Annotated in this window: 13 protein-coding genes; all 13 read left to right on the top strand. The window is 63.0% G+C overall.

Going from position 1 to position 17,126, the window contains the following annotated elements; all coding sequences use genetic code 11:
* Positions 1 to 6 precede the first annotated feature (6 nt).
* Entirely contained in the window at positions 7 to 468 is a 462-nt protein-coding gene (locus AXK12_RS06950) for a hypothetical protein (RefSeq protein ID WP_068712840.1), read from the top strand.
* A 2-nt stretch (positions 469 to 470) separates the two neighbouring features.
* Positions 471 to 2,324, top strand: a complete 1,854-nt coding sequence (locus tag AXK12_RS06955) for a peptidoglycan D,D-transpeptidase FtsI family protein (RefSeq protein ID WP_068712842.1) — start codon at positions 471 to 473, stop codon at positions 2,322 to 2,324.
* A gap of 170 nt (positions 2,325 to 2,494) precedes the next feature.
* Positions 2,495 to 4,000, top strand: a complete 1,506-nt coding sequence (locus AXK12_RS06960; protein WP_231863583.1) for a UDP-N-acetylmuramoyl-L-alanyl-D-glutamate--2,6-diaminopimelate ligase — start codon at positions 2,495 to 2,497, stop codon at positions 3,998 to 4,000.
* Positions 3,997 to 5,406 carry a UDP-N-acetylmuramoyl-tripeptide--D-alanyl-D-alanine ligase gene (locus tag AXK12_RS06965; RefSeq protein ID WP_068712846.1) on the top strand — a complete coding sequence of 470 codons (1,410 nt, stop codon included), beginning with the start codon at positions 3,997 to 3,999 and terminating at the stop codon, positions 5,404 to 5,406. The genes AXK12_RS06960 and AXK12_RS06965 overlap by 4 nt, the downstream gene beginning before the upstream one ends.
* Before the next feature lie 31 nt (positions 5,407 to 5,437).
* Positions 5,438 to 6,550, top strand: coding sequence for a phospho-N-acetylmuramoyl-pentapeptide-transferase (mraY, locus tag AXK12_RS06970; protein ID WP_068712848.1), 1,113 nt, complete (start codon positions 5,438 to 5,440; stop codon positions 6,548 to 6,550).
* Positions 6,551 to 6,640: 90 nt separating this feature from the next.
* Positions 6,641 to 7,972, top strand: coding sequence for a Mur ligase family protein (locus AXK12_RS06975; protein ID WP_068712850.1), 1,332 nt, complete (start codon positions 6,641 to 6,643; stop codon positions 7,970 to 7,972).
* 65 nt (positions 7,973 to 8,037) lie between these two features.
* Complete coding sequence (locus tag AXK12_RS06980; RefSeq protein WP_068712852.1) at positions 8,038 to 9,024, top strand: LysM peptidoglycan-binding domain-containing protein; 987 nt, start codon at positions 8,038 to 8,040, stop codon at positions 9,022 to 9,024.
* Positions 9,025 to 9,060: 36 nt separating this feature from the next.
* On the top strand, positions 9,061 to 10,338 hold the full coding sequence (locus AXK12_RS06985; RefSeq protein ID WP_231863584.1) for an FtsW/RodA/SpoVE family cell cycle protein: 1,278 nt from the start codon (positions 9,061 to 9,063) through the stop codon (positions 10,336 to 10,338).
* Complete coding sequence (locus tag AXK12_RS06990; protein WP_068712856.1) at positions 10,335 to 11,501, top strand: UDP-N-acetylglucosamine--N-acetylmuramyl-(pentapeptide) pyrophosphoryl-undecaprenol N-acetylglucosamine transferase; 1,167 nt, start codon at positions 10,335 to 10,337, stop codon at positions 11,499 to 11,501. Before AXK12_RS06985 ends, AXK12_RS06990 begins: the two co-directional genes overlap by 4 nt.
* Positions 11,498 to 13,984, top strand: a complete 2,487-nt coding sequence (murB, locus tag AXK12_RS06995) for a UDP-N-acetylmuramate dehydrogenase (RefSeq protein ID WP_082782721.1) — start codon at positions 11,498 to 11,500, stop codon at positions 13,982 to 13,984. Before AXK12_RS06990 ends, murB begins: the two co-directional genes overlap by 4 nt.
* Complete coding sequence (locus AXK12_RS07000) at positions 13,981 to 14,928, top strand: D-alanine--D-alanine ligase family protein (RefSeq protein WP_068712860.1); 948 nt, start codon at positions 13,981 to 13,983, stop codon at positions 14,926 to 14,928. Before murB ends, AXK12_RS07000 begins: the two co-directional genes overlap by 4 nt.
* A 63-nt stretch (positions 14,929 to 14,991) precedes the next feature.
* The gene (locus AXK12_RS07005) at positions 14,992 to 16,107 is read left to right on the top strand and encodes a cell division protein FtsQ/DivIB (RefSeq protein WP_156468922.1); all 1,116 of its coding nucleotides are present in this window, start codon (positions 14,992 to 14,994) and stop codon (positions 16,105 to 16,107) included.
* Positions 16,097 to 17,126, top strand: a 1,030-nt coding sequence (gene ftsA, locus AXK12_RS07010) for a cell division protein FtsA (protein WP_068712864.1), incomplete at its 3' end; no start/stop codon positions are given. The genes AXK12_RS07005 and ftsA, both read left to right, overlap by 11 nt.

The raw sequence follows: 17,126 nt of genomic DNA on the forward strand, positions 1-17,126 counted from the left end.
CCCACTATGAAAAACGACACCCAAGCTTTCGCGAATCAGTTACTCATCACCACGCTCGTTATGATAGTCCTCACCGGCTCGATCGGGATGGGCACCGTGTGGATGCGTCACCAAATCTCCACTACGGCCAATCACACAAAGGTGCTGCACGCGCGGCTTACGGAGACCGAGCGGTTAATCAACTCGACTCGCGCCGATGTCGAGCGCGCGCAAGACCCGGCCATGCTCAAGCTCCTTAACGCGCAATGGCGGCTCGGGCTCGTGCCGCCCGACCCGCAGAAGACGGCGACGCTCGACGAGATGCCCGTCCCGTATCTTGCCGCGAAGCACAACCGCGAACTCTTCGGCAGCGACGGTGACGACGCGTATTTTCGCGCAGACGCGGGCGACGTCTCCCGCTCTTCCCGTCCTGTCCCACAGGCGACCACTGTATCGTTTAGAGGCGTGCCCGTGCGGCGCGGTAACTGAAAATGGCGCGCCGTGGCTTCACCTCCAACTATCGGGTCGTCCTGCTCGCCGCAGTCGTCTTTGCGTGCTTGGGCGGGGTAGGGACGCGGCTGGTCTTTCTGCACATCATCGACCGGGGGAAGCTGCTGGGCTACATCGAGCAAGTGCGCCGCCAAGTGGTCGTCGAACCCGCGCGGCGCGGCAATATTTACGATGCGCATCAGCACCTGCTGGCTACGAATCAGTCAGTCTACACACTGGGTGTAGACCCTCAGGTTTTGCGCGAGAGCGACCGCGAGAAATGGCCTGAGCTCGCTGCGCTGCTCGGGCTGCCGTACGCGCAACTGGAGCGCGTGCTCACGCTGCGGACGCGGCCAATCCAAACCGCCGCGAGCGACTCGGCGACTGCGAGCGCAGCGGCGGCGAGCGTAGTTAATCGTCCGATACGCTGGGCAAAGCTGCGCGAAGATATCGACGAGGCGACTTATGAGAAAATCCGCTCGCTCGGCATAAAGGGCGTTTACGGAAACCGTGTGTTTCGCCGCGTGTATCCGCACAACGCGTTGGCCGCTCACCTCGTCGGTTACGTGAACAAGGAGGGCACCGCTGCCGCCGGAGTTGAGGCGTATGCCGATTTTTACCTGCGCGGGCAGGACGGTTGGCGTGAGGGCGAGCGCGATGGTGCGCGGCGCGAGCTGGCCCAGTTTCGCACGCGCGAGGTCGCGCCGACGAACGGTTACAACGTCGTCCTCTCGACCGACATCATCGTGCAGCACCTAGTCGAGGAAGAGCTGGCGCGAATCGCCCGCGAGTTACGCCCCGACAAGGCGACGATCATCGTCAGCGACGCGCGCACGGGCTTCATCCTCGGCATGGGCAATTACCCGAGCTTCGACCTCAACGCCTACGGCCAGGCGCCGCTCGATGTGCAGCGCAACTTTGCGATTACCGACCAGATCGACCCTGGCTCGACCTTTAAAATCGTGCCGGCTGCCGCTGCGCTAAACGAAAAACTCGTGCGGCCCGATACGCGCTTCGACTGCTCGACTGAGCAAATCGAGTATCGCGGGCGGATGCTGCGAGCGATGCCCGACACGCACCGCTACGATCAGCCCTTAAGCGTTGCCGAGATTATTAGCCGCTCCAGCAACATCGGCGCCGCGCGGCTCGGGATGCTGCTCGGCGAAGAGCGCCTTTACGACTACGCGCGGGCTTTTGGCTTTGGAGAAAAATCCGGCTTTCCCTTTGGCGGCGAGATTAGCGGGCAGCTCAATCCGGTGAAGCAGTGGAGTGCGATAGACATCACGCGCATCCCTGCTGGCTACAGTGTATCGGCGACTCCGCTACAGGTGCACTACGCGATGGGCGTCATCGCGAGCGGCGGGGAGTTGCTGCGCCCGCAGATTATCGCGCAAGTCCGCGATGCGTCGGGCGAGGTCGTCTACAGTTTTGATAGGGCAGTGCGCCGCCGTGTGATTAGCCCGGCCACTGCACGCGAGATGGCGCGGATGCTTCAGGCTGTGGCTGCGCCCGGCGGCACCGCGCGCGAGGCCGCAATCCCCGGCTACGAAGTCGCGGGCAAAACGGGCACTGCGCAAAAGCTCGTCAACGGCCGTTACTCGAACCGCGCACACGTCGGCTCTTTCGTTGGCTTTTTCCCTGCGAGCCGTCCCGAAGTCGTGATCTCGGTGATCGTCGATAACGCGCGCCTGCCCAATGGCCGCAGTGCTTACGGGCGCATCGTCGCCGCGCCCTCATTTAAGCGGATTGGCGAGCAGCTTGTCCAATACCTCGACATCAAACCAACGAATGGCCCGGGCTCGGTCGCGCCTGTTTCGCCTCGGCCACTTTTTAGCCTACAAGGAGCCACCCAGTGATTGGCTATCTCTCCCAAAACTTCCCACTTATCCATGCCTTTGCGCCACGGACTGACTCGCCTCTACGGTTGGTCGCTCCGAGTCGCCACCACACCCAAACGAGACCCTCAAAGCCCTCCGACCCGAATCGAATCAAAAACGGCGTAGGCAAAACCCTCGTTAGAAACCGCATGACCAAATCCGCTCCCAAACTTTCCGATTTTCTAAAGCCCGATGAAATCCAAGCGCACAAAGGCTCGCTGGATTGTCCGATTTCGGGGCTTGTGATGGACAGTCGCCGCGTGGTGCCGGGCTCCGTGTTTTTTGCGCTGCCCGGGCGGCGCAGCGATGGGGTGCAGTTTATCGACGAGGCGATTTCGCGCGGGGCAGTCGCCATCGTCGCCCAAAAGCTTCCCGGGCTCGTGCCGAGTAAGTTAACCTACGTGCAAGTGGCCGATCCGCGCGTCGTCCTCGCGCGTGTGGCGCAGCGGTATTACGGCCACCCCGACCGCGCACTGTCGGCGATTGGCGTCACGGGCACTAATGGCAAGACGACCGTCACGCACCTCGTGAAGCACCTGCTCGACACGCCGAAGCAGCGCGTGGGGCTGATTGGCACGATTCACTACGACCTGGGCGCACGCACAGTGCCTAGCTTTCGGACTACGCCCGAATCACTCGATGTTTACGGGATGCTCGCGCAGATGCGTGACGCGGGCTGTGCGCAAGTCGCGATGGAGGTCAGCTCTCATGGCATAGACCAGCACCGCGTGCTCGGGCTCGGCTTCGAAGTCGGGGTTTTCAGCAATCTTACCCGCGACCACCTCGATTATCACGACGGACTGGAGGATTATTTTAAGGTCAAAGCGCGTTTCTTTACGGGCGAGTTGGGCACCGCGCCCAAAATCGCCGTGATCAATACCGACGATGCTTACGGCCAACGGCTCACCGCGATGCTCCCCGAAACTGTGAGGCTGGTGACGTATGGCGAAAACCCGGACGCGATGATTCGCGCGGAGGCGGTCGAGCTCGGGTTTAAAACGACGCGGCTACGGCTCGTCTGGCCCGAGGGGACTTGCGAAGTGACCTCGCCGCTCATCGGTCGCTATAACGTGAGCAACCTCCTTGCTGCCGCTGCGGTTGCGTGGAGCACGGGCCTGGACTTGCGCAAGTGCCTCGCCCGGCTGGCGAGCTTCAAAGGTGTGCCGGGCCGCATGGAGCAGGTCGAGGCCGGGCAAGCCTACAGCGTCCTGGTCGATTACGCGCACACTGACGATGCGTTGCGCAATGCGCTGGGTATGCTCCGCGCCATTACGCCCGGGCGCTTGATGGTCGTCTTCGGTTGTGGCGGGCAGCGCGACCGTGCCAAACGCCCACTCATGACGGCGGCAGTGCAAGAGTTTGCCGACTTCGCGTTTGCCACCGCGGACAATCCGCGCGGCGAAGCGCTCACTCAAATTTTCAAAGACATGGAGGCGGGCGTTAGCGATGCGGCGCGGATCACTTGGATAGACGATCGCCGCCGCGCAATCAGCCTCGCGCTCGATGCCTGCAAAGCGGGTGACTGCCTGCTCGTCGCGGGCAAAGGACACGAGAGTTACCAGGAGTTTGCCGATACCGTTATCCCCTTCGACGACCGCAAAACCGTCCGCGAACTCATCGCGATAAAGGCCCTTAAGCACGGAGGCGCGGCGTGACGAGTTTCGATGCAGCCGAACTAGCACAGTGGGCTCAGGCGAGTTGGACGCGGTTTCCCGGCGGGGGGCTGGGCGGCTTCGGAATCGACACGCGGCAGCTTCGGCCCGGGCAAATCTTCGTCGCGCTGAAAACCGAAAACCGCGACGGGCACGACTACCTCGCTGCGGCGGCGCAAGCGGGGGCGGCTGCCGCACTCGTGGCCCGTGCAGACGCGTCGATCGACCTGCCGCAACTCGTCGTCGAGGGCGGCGACACGCGCGGCGGTAGTCGTGGCGGCGATACGCTACGCGCGTTTCAGCAGATCGCCCAAAAGCACCGAGAGAAGTTTCAAGCCGCGGGCGGGCGAGTGATCGGCATCACCGGCAGCGTGGGTAAGACCTCGACCAAGAATTTATTGGCCGCGCTGCTCGGTGCACAGAGCGGGCAGGGCGACCGTGTGCTCGCGACGGAGGGTAATCTTAACAACCATCTCGGCGTGCCGCTGACGCTCACGCGGATCGACGCTGCGCGGCATCGCTTTGCCGTGATTGAGGCCGGGATTGGCGGTCCGGGTGAGATGGCGCCGCTTGCGCAAATGATCGGGCCTGATGTGGCGATTGTCACAGCAGTCGCCGCCGCCCATCTCGCCGAGCTCGGTGACATCGACGGAGTCGCGCGAGAGAAGGCGATTCTCGCGGCACATGTCCGGGCGGAGGGCGTCGCGATTTTCCCCGCTCCACTCGGTGACTTTGAGGCCTTTCGCTCATCGAAAACGCAGCGGATTGATGAGGGGACTTTTGGCGGACTGACTCGCGAGTTTACGCTTCCCACTCTTTCGGCAGGCATGGCGCAGAATGCACGGCTGGCGATTCGCGCCGCGCTCTACTTAGGCGTCGCGCCTGCGCAGATTCAGGCTCGGCTCAAGGCGTGGTCGCCTGCGCCGCTGCGCGGACAAACGCTTAGCGAGCCAGACGGGCGTTTCCTTTATCTGGATTGCTACAATGCGAATCCGGCGTCGATGGCGGATGCGCTCGATGCCTTTTATGCGCAGGCTCCCGAGGCCTTACCGCGTGTGTTTGTCTTGGGCGGGATGGAGGAGCTGGGCGAGCGCTCAGCGATGTTTCACCGTGCGCTGGGCCGCTCGCTGCGGCTGCGCGCGCAAGATCGCGCTTACGCGCTTGGCGACGAGGCGGAGGCATTGCGCACGGGCGCGCTCGAAGGCGGCCAAGTCACGCCCGAACAAATCAGGGTCGTGGAGACGCTCGACTCGCTTCGCGCGAAAATCGCCGACTTTCGCGGTGCGCTCTTTCTCAAAGGCAGCCGCCGCTATCGCTTAGAAGACTTAGTCGCGCCTGAGGGCTCCACTGCTGGGAGCCCAAACGACGCAGCCACCACGAATAACCTGTCCGAGGCGACACGCCTCTAACCCTTACTCGAATCCAAAACCAAGAACTGAAGTGCTTAGTTACCTCGCCAATTTTGAAGAGTATTTCGGCCCGCTGCGCTTGCTGCGGTATATCACTGTGCGCGCGTTTTTCGGCGCCGGCACGGCTCTCGTTATCGGGTTTCTGGTTGGGCCGTGGTTTATCCGAAAGTTCCGCGCGCTCAAAGTCGGCCAGCACTACGACGATGACCGCACGGGCGACATAGCCACCCGCTTTGATAAGAAGAACACGCCGACGATGGGTGGGCTAATCATCTTCCTGTCGGTGTTCACGAGTGCGCTCTTGTGGGCGACGCCTAACGTGTGGGTGCTGGTGGCACTCTTCGTGTACGCGGCGCTGACGGTGGCGGGCTTTCGCGACGACTACCTAAAAGTCGTCCACCGCAATCGGGCGGGCATCTCCTCTCGCGAAAAACTCCTCTGGCAATCGCTCGTCACGCTGATCGCGCTCGGGCTGCTGCTTTGCCATCCGCTGAGTGCCGCCAAAGTGCGCGAGCTTTGGGTGCCGTTTTTCAAAACTGCCGTCATCGCGCAAATGCCGTGGTGGCTCCTACTCGCCCTCATCTACCTGTGGGTGGTCGGCTTTAGTAATGCGATTAACCTGACCGACGGGCTTGATGGGCTGGCGGTCGGTTGCACGATTACGGTCGCGCTGGTTTTTGCGATTATGGCCTACGCGGCGGGCAATGTGCGGATTAGCGATTATCTGCTTATTAGCTATGTGCCGGGCGTCGGCGAGCTGGCCGTCCTGTGCTCCGCCCTCATCGGTGCGTGCATGGCTTTCCTCTGGTATAACTCGCATCCAGCCGAGGTGTTTATGGGCGATACGGGCTCGCTCGCGTTGGGCGGGCTGATTGGCGTGATGGCCTTCATGATACACCAACCGGTGACGCTGATTATCGTCGGCGGGATTTTCGTCATGGAGGCCCTATCGGTCATCATGCAAGTCGGCTGGTTTAAATATACGCGGGCACGCGGCGGGGTGGGGCAGCGGCTCTTCCTGATGTCGCCTATCCACCACCATTTTCAAAAACTTGGCTGGCCAGAGTCGAAAGTCGTGCTGCGCTTTTGGGTGCTCTCGCTCGGCTTTGCACTGGCGGGGCTCGCCACACTGAAGCTTCGCTAAGTCCTAATACCTAAACCCGAGAAAACAGAGACGCACACTCGATCTTTTATTTCTCCCAACCCCCCAAGAAACATCCGTTTTCCGCACTCCATGCAGTTTCCCATTCCCTCGCTTCTCAAATCTGCGCTCGCCAAGCCCGTCGCCATTTTCGGCATGGGGGTGAGTGGCTTTGCGGTGCAACAACTCCTGACTGCGGTGGGCGCGGAGAGTCTGCTTTACGATGAGGCGAGCGATACGGTGTTTGGCGAGGAGGATTGCGCGGAACATGCGCTCGTGGTCTTCTCTCCGGGGTTTGCGGTGGATCATCCGTGGCTTCAGCTTGCGCGGGCGCATGGCTTACTTTGCTTGGGCGAGTTGGACTTTTCGGCGCTGTTTTGGCGTGAGCAATTACAGGCGATCCACCGGCGCGGTGAGTTGATCGCGGTCACGGGCACGAACGGGAAAACCACGCTCACTGAGTTTCTCACGCATGCGTTGCGCGTGGGGGGAGAGCGGGCCTACGCTGTGGGGAATATCGGCAAGCCGCTCGCGCAACTCGTCCTCGAAAACACCGCTAGGTACGGTGCGGGCCGCGGCAGTGCACGCGATTCTAGGCAAATCGTCGTCTGCGAGGTCAGCTCCTTCCAAGCCGAGTCGCTCCAGTATTTTTATTCGGATGCGCTCCTGTGGACGAACTTTTCGGAAGACCATCTCGACCGGCACGTCAGCATGGAAAACTACTTTAGCGCGAAGGCGCGGTTGCTGGCTTCTGCGCCCGCAGACTGCACTTTCTCCGGAGCCTGCGTAGCGCGGGCCGCCCGTGACTTCGGGTACGCATTTCCGCCTTACGCGGCGATGCGCTGTGACGGGCCGTTTGCTGACGAGGCCTTGGATGGCACGGACTTCGACACACTGCCCCATCGCGACAATTTCCGGCTCGGGTTCGCGTGGTGGCGGCATACGCGCCGCCCCCCCGAGACACTCTACAAGGCAGCGCAGACTTTTACCCTAGGGCGGCACCGGCTCACACTCTTGGTCGAGCTGGACGGAGTGACTTATTGGGACGACTCGAAGGCCACGAATTTTAACGCAGTCGAGGGCGCACTCGCGCGCTTTGCGGAGACGCGCACGCCGGTGAATTTGATTTTGGGCGGGCGCAGTAAGGGCGGCGACTTGCGCGGCTTCATCGAGCGAATCGCACCGCGTGTCGCGCACGCCTTTTTAATCGGCGAGACCGCGTCCGAACTCGCGTCGTCCTGTGCGGCAGCAGGGCTCGCCTACACGCGTTGCAACTCGCTGGAGGCGGCGGTGAAGGCCGCGCATGCCAAGGCCCAGCCCGGCGAAGCGATTTTGCTGAGCCCAGGGTTTGCCAGCTTCGATAATTTCCGAGACTACCGAGCACGCGGCGAGGCCTTTGAAGCGGCTGTCCGCGCCCTCTCCTAAACGCCAGCCTGCCTCCGACCGATTTTTCTACTCACTTGAGCACACAACCCACACCCGCCACTCCCATGAAATTACTAAAACTATTCGGCATCGTCGCTGGGCTCCACGCCGCCGCGCTCGTGCTGATCTTCGCCAACCCGGGTTGCAGCGCCACTTCGCGCGGCCCGCGTCCCAACTCGAACAATACGGCTCTAGGCTCTGCCGATACGCCTGTAGTGAGCGTTCCCTACATCGTCGCTGACCAAAGTGGTGATCCTGCCTCAACACAGCTTAACGCCTTCGGTGGAGACGCTGGCTTGAGCGGCGAGGGCGCAGTGCCGCTCTTCGTGAATGAAGATGCGCAGCCGGATGCGGCTGCGGGCCGCGCGCGCCCAACTCGCCCGCGCACAGCAGTCAGCGCTCCGCTGAACGCGCCTCCCGAAGTCGGGGACGTCACGCCTGCGACGACTTACACAGTCGTCCGTGGCGATAGCCTTTGGACAATCGCCAAGCGCAACAAAGTGACGGTCGCCGAGCTCGCCGCCGTTAACAAAATGGCCCAAGGCGCACCGCTCCAGGTTGGGCGCAAACTCATCATCCCCGGGAAGTCGTCTTCCTCGTCCGCCGCGACGGCGACCACGCCCGCAGCGACGACCGCGGCCAAGAGTGCGCCTGCTGCCGCCACGGCGACTGAGCCGAAGGCGAGCCTCGTGCACGTCGTCCGCTCGGGCGAGACGCTCGGCGGTATCGCCCGCCGCTATCAAGTGCGGGTCGGCGACATCGCGCTCGCGAACAACATCGCCGACCCCGCGAAAATCCGGCTCGGGCAAACGCTTGTGATTCCGGGCGGGCGCGTTTCGACGACTGTCGCCGCGCCGCGTCCCGCGCAAACGCCCGTCGCCAAAGCGGAGCCCGCGGCGCCGACCCCGCCGAGCGCAGCGCAAATCGAGTCCACGCCCGCGCTCTCGATCGAAGCTCCCGAGATCATCGCGGCCCCGCCGATTGACAGCCCGCTCGACGATGGTTTTGGCGCGGTGCCGGCCGATGCGCCGGTGATCGATATTGAGGAGTAATCGCCCCGAGAATAGTTGGCTCTTTCGCCGCGCTCAATGGCTCGCGCCCAGTCACAGGCTGCATGGATGGATGACCCGGACCTAGGACTTCGGTCCAGGACTGCGGGGGAGCGCGGGCTGGCGAGTTCGAGGGGCCGCCAAGCTGCGGCCCGCCCAGTAAAACGCGCTGCGACCTCCCCGGCGGCGGTGATCGTGATTTGTGCGGTGGGGCTCACGATTCTCGGGCTTACGATTTTGTTTAGTGCGAGCGTCGGCTTTGCCCAAGGGCCCTATTATTATCTCGCCAAGCAGTGTGTGGGCGTCGCGTTGGCGACGCTCGTGTGTCTGGTGGTGAGTCGGGTTAATCTGGATTGGGCGCGCCGCTACGTGTGGGTGCTGGCGCTGGGGCTCGGGCTTTTGCTCGTGGCGGTGCTGATTCCCGGGCTGGGGATTGAGGTCAACGGCAGCCGTCGCTGGCTGGGCGTGGGCGGCTTGCGCTTGCAGATCTCGGAGTTTGCGAAGTTCGGGCTCGTCTTCTGCCTCGCGCACTACCTCGCGGTGAACCAGACGCGCATAGGAGAGTTTAAGCGTGGGTTCTTGATTCCCGTCGCCATCACGCTGGGCACGGCGGGCTTGGTTGTACTGGAGCCGGACTACGGCACGGCCGCACTCGTGGTCGCAGTGGGGCTGCTCTTGCTGTTTTTGGCGGGTGCGAAGTGGCGGTATATCCTAACGACGGGCGCGGCGGTCTTGGCGGGCTTTACATTACTCGTCCTCAATAATCCGAATCGGCTCTACCGCTTGCTCTCGTTTCTCGATGTCGAGGGGAACAAGCAGGAAGGCACTTACCAACTTTACCAAGCGCTCGCGGCCTTTGCAGCGGGCGGCGTCGATGGCGTGGGGCTCGGCCAAGGCCGCCAGCAACTGCACTACCTGCCCGAAGCACACACGGATTTTATTTTGGCGGTCGTGGCGGAGGAGCTCGGGCTATGGTTTACGATGGGAATCGTGGTGGTCTACACGGTCATCTTCATCGCGGGGCTGATGCACCTGCGCAAGGCGCCCAACCTTTTCCAATTTCTGATCGTGGCGGGGGCGATTTTACTGATTTGCCTGCAAGCGATAATCAACCTCGGCGTCGTGACGGGGATTTTTCCGACGAAGGGCATGTCGCTGCCCTTTATTAGTGCGGGGCTCTCGAACTTGGTGCTGATGGCGATACTGGTCGGCGTGGTCATCAACACGCAACGGGCTTGGCCAAGGGCGGCCTTGGCCCACCCGCGCGGACGGCGTGGACTGGCCGTGTCATCGCTCGGAAAGGAGGGACTTCGATGAGGTCGATCGTCATCTCTTGCGGTGGCACTGGCGGACACCTCACGCCGGGAGTCGCGTTGGCCGAAGGCTTGCTTGCGCGTGGAGAAAAACGCGGCGCACCCACGCGCGTGACGCTCCTCATTAGCCAAAAGAAAATCGATGCGCGGCTAAGCGAGCGTTACCCGCAGCTCCGCTTCGTCGCGGTGCCGGGCACAGGGTTTTCGTGGGCACCGGCGCGCCTGCTGCGATGCATCGTGTCGCAATTCCAAGGGCTTCTGTTTTGCCTAAAACTCCTCACTCGGGAAAAGCCGAGCGTGGTCTTAGGGATGGGCGGGTTTACCTCGGCGGGGGTGGCCGTGGCGGCGCGGCTGCTCGGTATCCCGCTTGCGCTGCACGAGTCGAACCGGGTGTCCGGGCTGGCGACGCGCACACTCGGGCGACTCGCCGTGCGCGTTTACCTGCCAGAGGGCGTGCGGCTGACCGGCATTCGCCCAACGTGCATCCGCCATGTGGGCTTGCCGGTTCGCTGCGAGATTTCGCCAAAACCGCACGGCGAGGCCTGTGCCAAGCTCGGGCTCGATCCGAAGCGGCCGGTGATCGTGATTTTCGGCGGGAGCCAAGGCGCGGGCCCGCTCAACGATTGGGCGGAGGCGCACTGGAGTGCACTCGCCTCAGAGGGAGTGCAAGTGTACTGCGTGACTGGCCCGGGAAAGGGCGAGGCAGGCATACGCGAATTACCGCTTAAGCGCGGCGGCACAGCGGAGACCGAGCCGGTGGAGCTCCAGCGAGAGGTCCGCCAAACAAACCAGCCTGCGACTGTCCGCGCGGTGTTCGTGCCGTTTTGCGATGATGTGGCGACGCTGCTCTCGGCGGCAGATCTCGTGGTGTCGCGTGCGGGGGCAGGCACGATTGCCGAGCTCATCCGCTGCGCGACCCCTGCGATTCTCGTCCCGTATCCGCATGCGGCGGACGACCACCAACGCGCCAACGCCGCGTTTTTTGAAAAGCGCGGCGGCGGTATCGTGATCGAGCAAAGCGAGCTTGGGCGGCTGCAACGCGAAGTGCTCGACACGATTTTTAATGAATGGCTGCTGCATAGGCTTAAGCAAAACTTGCGCCAGATGGAGCGAGAGGACGCGATTTCGGTTATCCTCGATGACCTCGAAACGCTTGTGCGCGAATGATGACTACCGCTGCCTTACCGACTCTTTTTGGGAAAACTGCGGTGCGCATTCACTGCGTGGGCGTGGCGGGGATGGGGCTTGGGCCGCTGGCTGTCTATTTGTCGCGCAGTGGCTGGCAGGTGAGTGGCGAGGACGACTCATTGGACGCGGCGGCAGCAGAGACAGGGCCGGGGGCGCCCGCTGCGGCGGAGCTGCGCGAGCGTCTGCTTGAGTCCGGAGTCCGACTGGAGCCTCTGCCCGAAGCGTGCGACCTAGTCGTTACCTCTTCTGCGGTTTTGCAAAGTCACCCGACGGTTTTGGCGGCGCGCCAACGCGGGTTATCGATCGTCCGGCGCGGTGAATTACTGGCGGAGGTCGTGAAGGACAAACGGCTCGTTGCCGTGTGCGGTTCGCACGGGAAGACGACGACGACCGCGATGCTTGCGAGTGCGTTGCGTGCGAGCGGCGCGCTCAGCACTGGCTTAGCAGGCGAGCCGCCGCCCCTGTCTTTTGGCTTTATTTTGGGAGGACTGCCCGCGCGGCGCGAGTTTCCGCTGGCGCAAGTGGCCGGCGCGGAAGGCGCTTGGGTTGTGGCTGAAGTCGATGAGAGCGATGGCACGATTGAGCACTTCACGCCTGAGATCACGCTTTGCGTGAATCTGGACTGGGATCACGTCGATCACTACCCGAGCGAGGACGCGTTGCGTGCGACTTTTGGCGCGCTGTTTGCGAAAACCCGCCGCGCGGTGCTCATCAACGCCGCGTGTCCGCTCTCGCAAACGCTGGCGGCAGAAACGGCTGCCGTGCCAGTTTTCCGCTTTGGCGACCGGCGTGATGGCGCGGTCGGCGAGGGGGGGGCAAACCCGGTCGGCGAGGGGGGCGGTTTTACCGGGGAAATTACAGCAGAAGGCGGCGACTCGCTACGGCTCGCGCTCGGCGGGCGGTTTGAAATTGCCAGCGCGGAGCTTCGCGCCAGTGGCCGCTTCAATGCGCTCAACGCGACCGCCGCGCTCGCTGCGGTGCAGCTTATGGGGGCGCAGTTGCACACTCACTTGCTCGCCAAGTTTCCCGGTGTGCGGCGACGGCAGACGCGGCTTAGCGACTTGGGCGGGCTGCGCGTAATCGAAGACTACGCGCACCATCCGGCGGAGATTCGCGCCTTGCTTGCGGAGTTACGGCGCGATGCGGGCAAACGCCTTTACGTCTGCTTCCAGCCACACCGTTACAGCCGGACGGCGCAGTTTAAGCGTGAGTTGGCGGAGGCTCTGTCGAGTGCCGACCACGTTTTTCTCATCGATGTTTACGGTGCGGGCGAGAGTCCGGTGGAGGGCGGCACGACTGCGGATTTGGCGCGCGAGTTTGCCGAGGGGGGCGCGACTTACTGCCGGAGCGATGAGGCGTTACTTGCTGCGTTGGGTAGGACTGTGGCGCAGGCCAGTTGCGTCGCCTTTGTCGGCGCGGGAAACATTGATGCGAAGGCGAGGGCGTGGCTTGCGCTGTGGCGGGCGCGGTTCTGGGATGAGTTTGCGCAGGAACTGCGGGGGGTGGTTTCGGCAGAAACCAAGCTTACGCGTGAAGAGCCGCTTGCGCGAAAGACGACGATGCTCGTCGGCGGTGCGGCGCGTGTTTATGCGGAGCCGAGGAGCGTCGAGGAATTGCAGCGCGTGTTGCGCTCGGCGCATGCGAGAGGCGTACCGGTTTTCCCAATCGGTCGCGGGTCGAACCTGATCGTCCCGGACGAGGGTGTGGAGGGTTTAGTGATTTCCCTAAGCGCTCCCGAGTGGGCGAAATTTGAAGTGCGCGAGGATGGCCGGATTTACGTTAGCGCGGGGCTGCGTCTGAAAAATTTATGCGGCTTGGCGGCGAAGGCGGGGATCGCCGGTTTCGAGTTTTTGGAGGGGATTCCTGGGAGCGTAGGCGGGGCCTTGCGGATGAATGCGGGGGCGATGGGCGCGTGGATTTTCGATGCGGTCGAGCTTTTGGAATTTATCACGCTTGCGGGTGAAGTCGTGACGCGCCGTGTGGATGAGCTGCATGTCGGCTACCGGCACTGTGCCGAGCTTGCCGAGGGCGCGATTGCGCTTGGGGCGCTGCTCCGCTCGGGCGCGCAAGTCGATACGGAGGCGGTTGCGCGCCAAATCGATGTTTACCGTAAGAAGCGGGTTGAGTCGCAGCCACGCGAGCCGAGTGCGGGCTGCATTTTTAAAAATCCGGAGGGCGACTCTGCCGGACGTTTAATCGATTCGGCGGGGCTGAAAGGGCTGCGCGTGGGCGGCGCGGAGGTTTCGGCGGTGCACGCAAACTTCATCGTGAATCGAGACCATGCGACGGCGAGCGAAGTGCTGGAACTAGTGGCCCAAGTACAGGCGCGGGTGCTGGCGGCGCACGGTGTCGCGCTCGAGCCCGAAGCCCGGCTTTTCGGGAAGGACTGGAGCGAGGTCGCAGAGCTCTCTGACTTGGCGAGCGCTTCGTCGAGCACTCGGCAGAAGGGGGAAACGAAATGAGTGTGCGCGTCCCCACGGTTGTGGTTTTAGCGGGCGGTGTCTCTGCCGAGCGCGAGGTTTCACTGGCTTCTGGGCGGGCGAGTGCGCTCGCGCTAGCGCGGAGTTTTCCGACGCGGCTAGTCCAGGTGAATGAGGCCACTTTGCCGCGCGGAATCGACTCAAGTCGTGAGCTCGTCTTTTCGACTTTGCACGGTGTGTTTGGCGAGGACGGGCAGATGCAGCGCTTGCTGGACGCGGCAGGGATTCACTACGCGGGCTGCGGCGCGGCGGCGAGCGCACTCACGATGGACAAGCAGCGGACGAAGGCCGCTGCCGCTGCAGTCGGTGTAGCGGGGCCGCGCGGGCTGTGCTTTTCCCAAAAGGATAGTCCGAATCCGCAGGCGGTCATTGCGCAGCTTGGCGAACGGCTCGTTCTAAAACCGAATTCCGAGGGCAGCAGTGTTGGGCTGCGCTTGATTGAGGGCGCGGCGGAGCTTGCGGCGGCTCTCGCAGAAATTGGCCGCGCGGAAAATCATTGGCTGCTGGAAGAGCGACTCGTGGGCCGCGAGCTTTCGGTTGGGGTGTTGGATGCTCGGGGGGCGATGGGGATTGTGGAGATTCGGCCGCGCTCGGGCGTTTATGATTACGCGAGCAAATATACACCGGGCCAAACAGAGTATCTGGCCCCGGCTCCGCTCGACGAGCTTTGCGCGGCCAAAGTGCGCGATGCGGCCCAGCGGGTTTACACGGCCTGTGGCTGCCGTGACTATGCGCGGGTGGATTTTATTTTATCCGAGTCAGGAACGCTTTACTTGCTCGAAATCAACACCTTGCCCGGGATGAAGGCGACGAGCTTGCTGCCGATGAGTGCGCGTTGTGCGGGGCTCGATTTTGTGGCCTTGGTTCGCGAACTTGTGGCCCCCGCTGTGCGGCGTCTCCGAGAGGAGGCGAGCAGGCGGGTTTAGGCTTTCTTTATCAGAAATCCCGTTTGGCGTGGTTTTATAACAATCCAGTTAAGCACGAGTGAGGTGAAAAAAACGAAGTCCAGCAGTTCTCCCGAAGGCCCGAAGCGGATGCGCACTTGGCGCGACATCCCGCAGAATGTGACGCCGCGTGCGATGTCGCGTGTGGCGCGGCGTCGGCAGTGGCAGCGTCGGCTGCGCCGGGTGGGCTTCGCTGTGGGGCTGATCGGGCTTTGCGCGGGCGTGTTGTTTGTGGCGCACCGGCTTGCGGAGGGTGATTTGCAACTCTCGCGTGCGAGTAATGCGGAGCCGATTCGTGAGGTCGTGCTGCGCACCGATGGTGTGCTCGACCAAGCGTGGATTATGCGGCGGCTGGCAGTGCCGCCGGAGGCGACGCTGATCGATCTAGACCTCGCGGTACTGCGCGAGCGGCTCCTCGCTGACCGGCAAGTGATTACTGCGACGCTTACGCGGAAATTTCCCGCAACGCTCGAAGTGAGCCTTTCGGAGCGCTCGCCGGTCGCGCGCATCAATGTGCGCAGCAGCCCCGAGGAGGCCGCGCCGCGTCCGCACCTCGTCGCGCGCGACGGTGTCGTGTATCCAGGCAGCGGCTACGATGCGCGGCTGCTCGCTGAGTTGCCTTGGCTGGGTGGGGTGCGGCTGCGGCGAGTTAGCGGCGATTCGAGTGCCGCGCAGTTTGCACCGATTTTTGGAATGCCGCTCGTGGCGGAGTTGCTCGCGACGGCGCGCAACGAGGCCCCCGCACTCTATAAAACTTGGCGCGTGGTCTCGCTCGCGCGCCTGGAGAGCGACGCGGAGATCGAGGTGAGGACGGACACGATTGATCGGATCATTTTTAATGCGCGCGAGTCGGCGGGGTTTTTGCGGCAAGTGGCACAGCTCGACCTCTTGCTCGACTCGGTGCAGCCGGACGCGGCGGGCGCGATTAGCGAAATCAACCTCGCGATTGGCCGGATGGTTGATGGGCGTATCCAAGTGCCCGTGACGTTTAAAGAGGGAGCGGGCGGAGTGGGAGGCTCGGGCGCGCGGAGTGCCGAGCTAATCGCGCCTCCTCCTCCGTCGTCGCGCCGCCAAGTCGAAAACGGTCGCTCCGGCACTGAGCGCGCGCCTAACAATTCTCTATTCTTTCACCCAACGCGTCCTTCCGCTCGTGAGTTTTGATCCCATCACCATCGCTTCCGTCGAAGTCGGCACCTCGAAAATCGCTGTCATTTTAGCCGAATACAGTGGGGATGGTTTCCTCATCCGAGGCTGGGGCGAGTGCCGTGCACAGGGCATGCGCAAGGGAGTGGTCGTGGACTACGCGGCGTGCTCGCAGTGCACCGCGCAAGCGCTCGAAGTGGCTAAGCAAAATGCGGAGGCGGAGTCGATCGACCGCGCCTTTCTCGCGCTGACCGGTGGGCATGTGCAGGGCTTTCCCAGTGAGGCGTCGCTGGCCGTATCTTCACCGGATAACATGGTGAGCGCGCGGGAGGTCAGCCAACTTCGGCAGCTTGCGCTCGCAAAGGAGCTGCCGGAGGGGAGGACGCTTTTGCAGAGTTTGCGGCGGCCTTTTCGGCTTGATGGGCGGATGATCAGGAACTCTCCCGAGCACTTGGCGGGGCGTCGGCTGGAGCTCGGCTATTGGCTGATGCATGGAGACCAGCACCTCATTTCGACTGCCATGCACATGGTGACCAGTTCGAATACTCCAGTCGTCGAGATGGTCCCTTCGAGCCTGTGCTCGGGCCGAGTCGTGACCTCGCGCAGGGAGCGAGAGGACGGCGTCCTCGTGCTGGATATTGGCGCGGGCACGACGGATTATGTGCTCTATCGTTATGGGGCGCCTTATGTGGCGGGCGTGGTTGCGGTGGGCGGCGATCACTTGAGTAGCGACCTGACGACGGGGCTGCGGCTCTCGGTGGGGCAGGGCGACCGGGTGAAGCTGCGTCACGGGCGAGCGACTGTGCAGTGCCGCGATAAGGCGCAACGCGTCTGGCTCGATGGCGACGGCGCGATTGGCGACCGGCAGCTTCCGCTGGTTTCCATTGAGCGAATTTTGGAGCTGCGGGTGAGGGAGCTCTTCGAGGTCGTCCACCAAAGCTTGGGTGAGGATTTTTCGCCCGAGCATTGCGCGGCGGGCGTGGTCTTGACTGGCGGCACGAGTAAGCTGCCCGGAATCGCCGATGTGGCGGCAGAGG

Origin of the sequence: Cephaloticoccus capnophilus (assembly GCF_001580045.1) — a bacterium.
GTDB classification, from domain to species: Bacteria; Verrucomicrobiota; Verrucomicrobiia; order Opitutales; family Opitutaceae; genus Cephaloticoccus; species Cephaloticoccus capnophilus.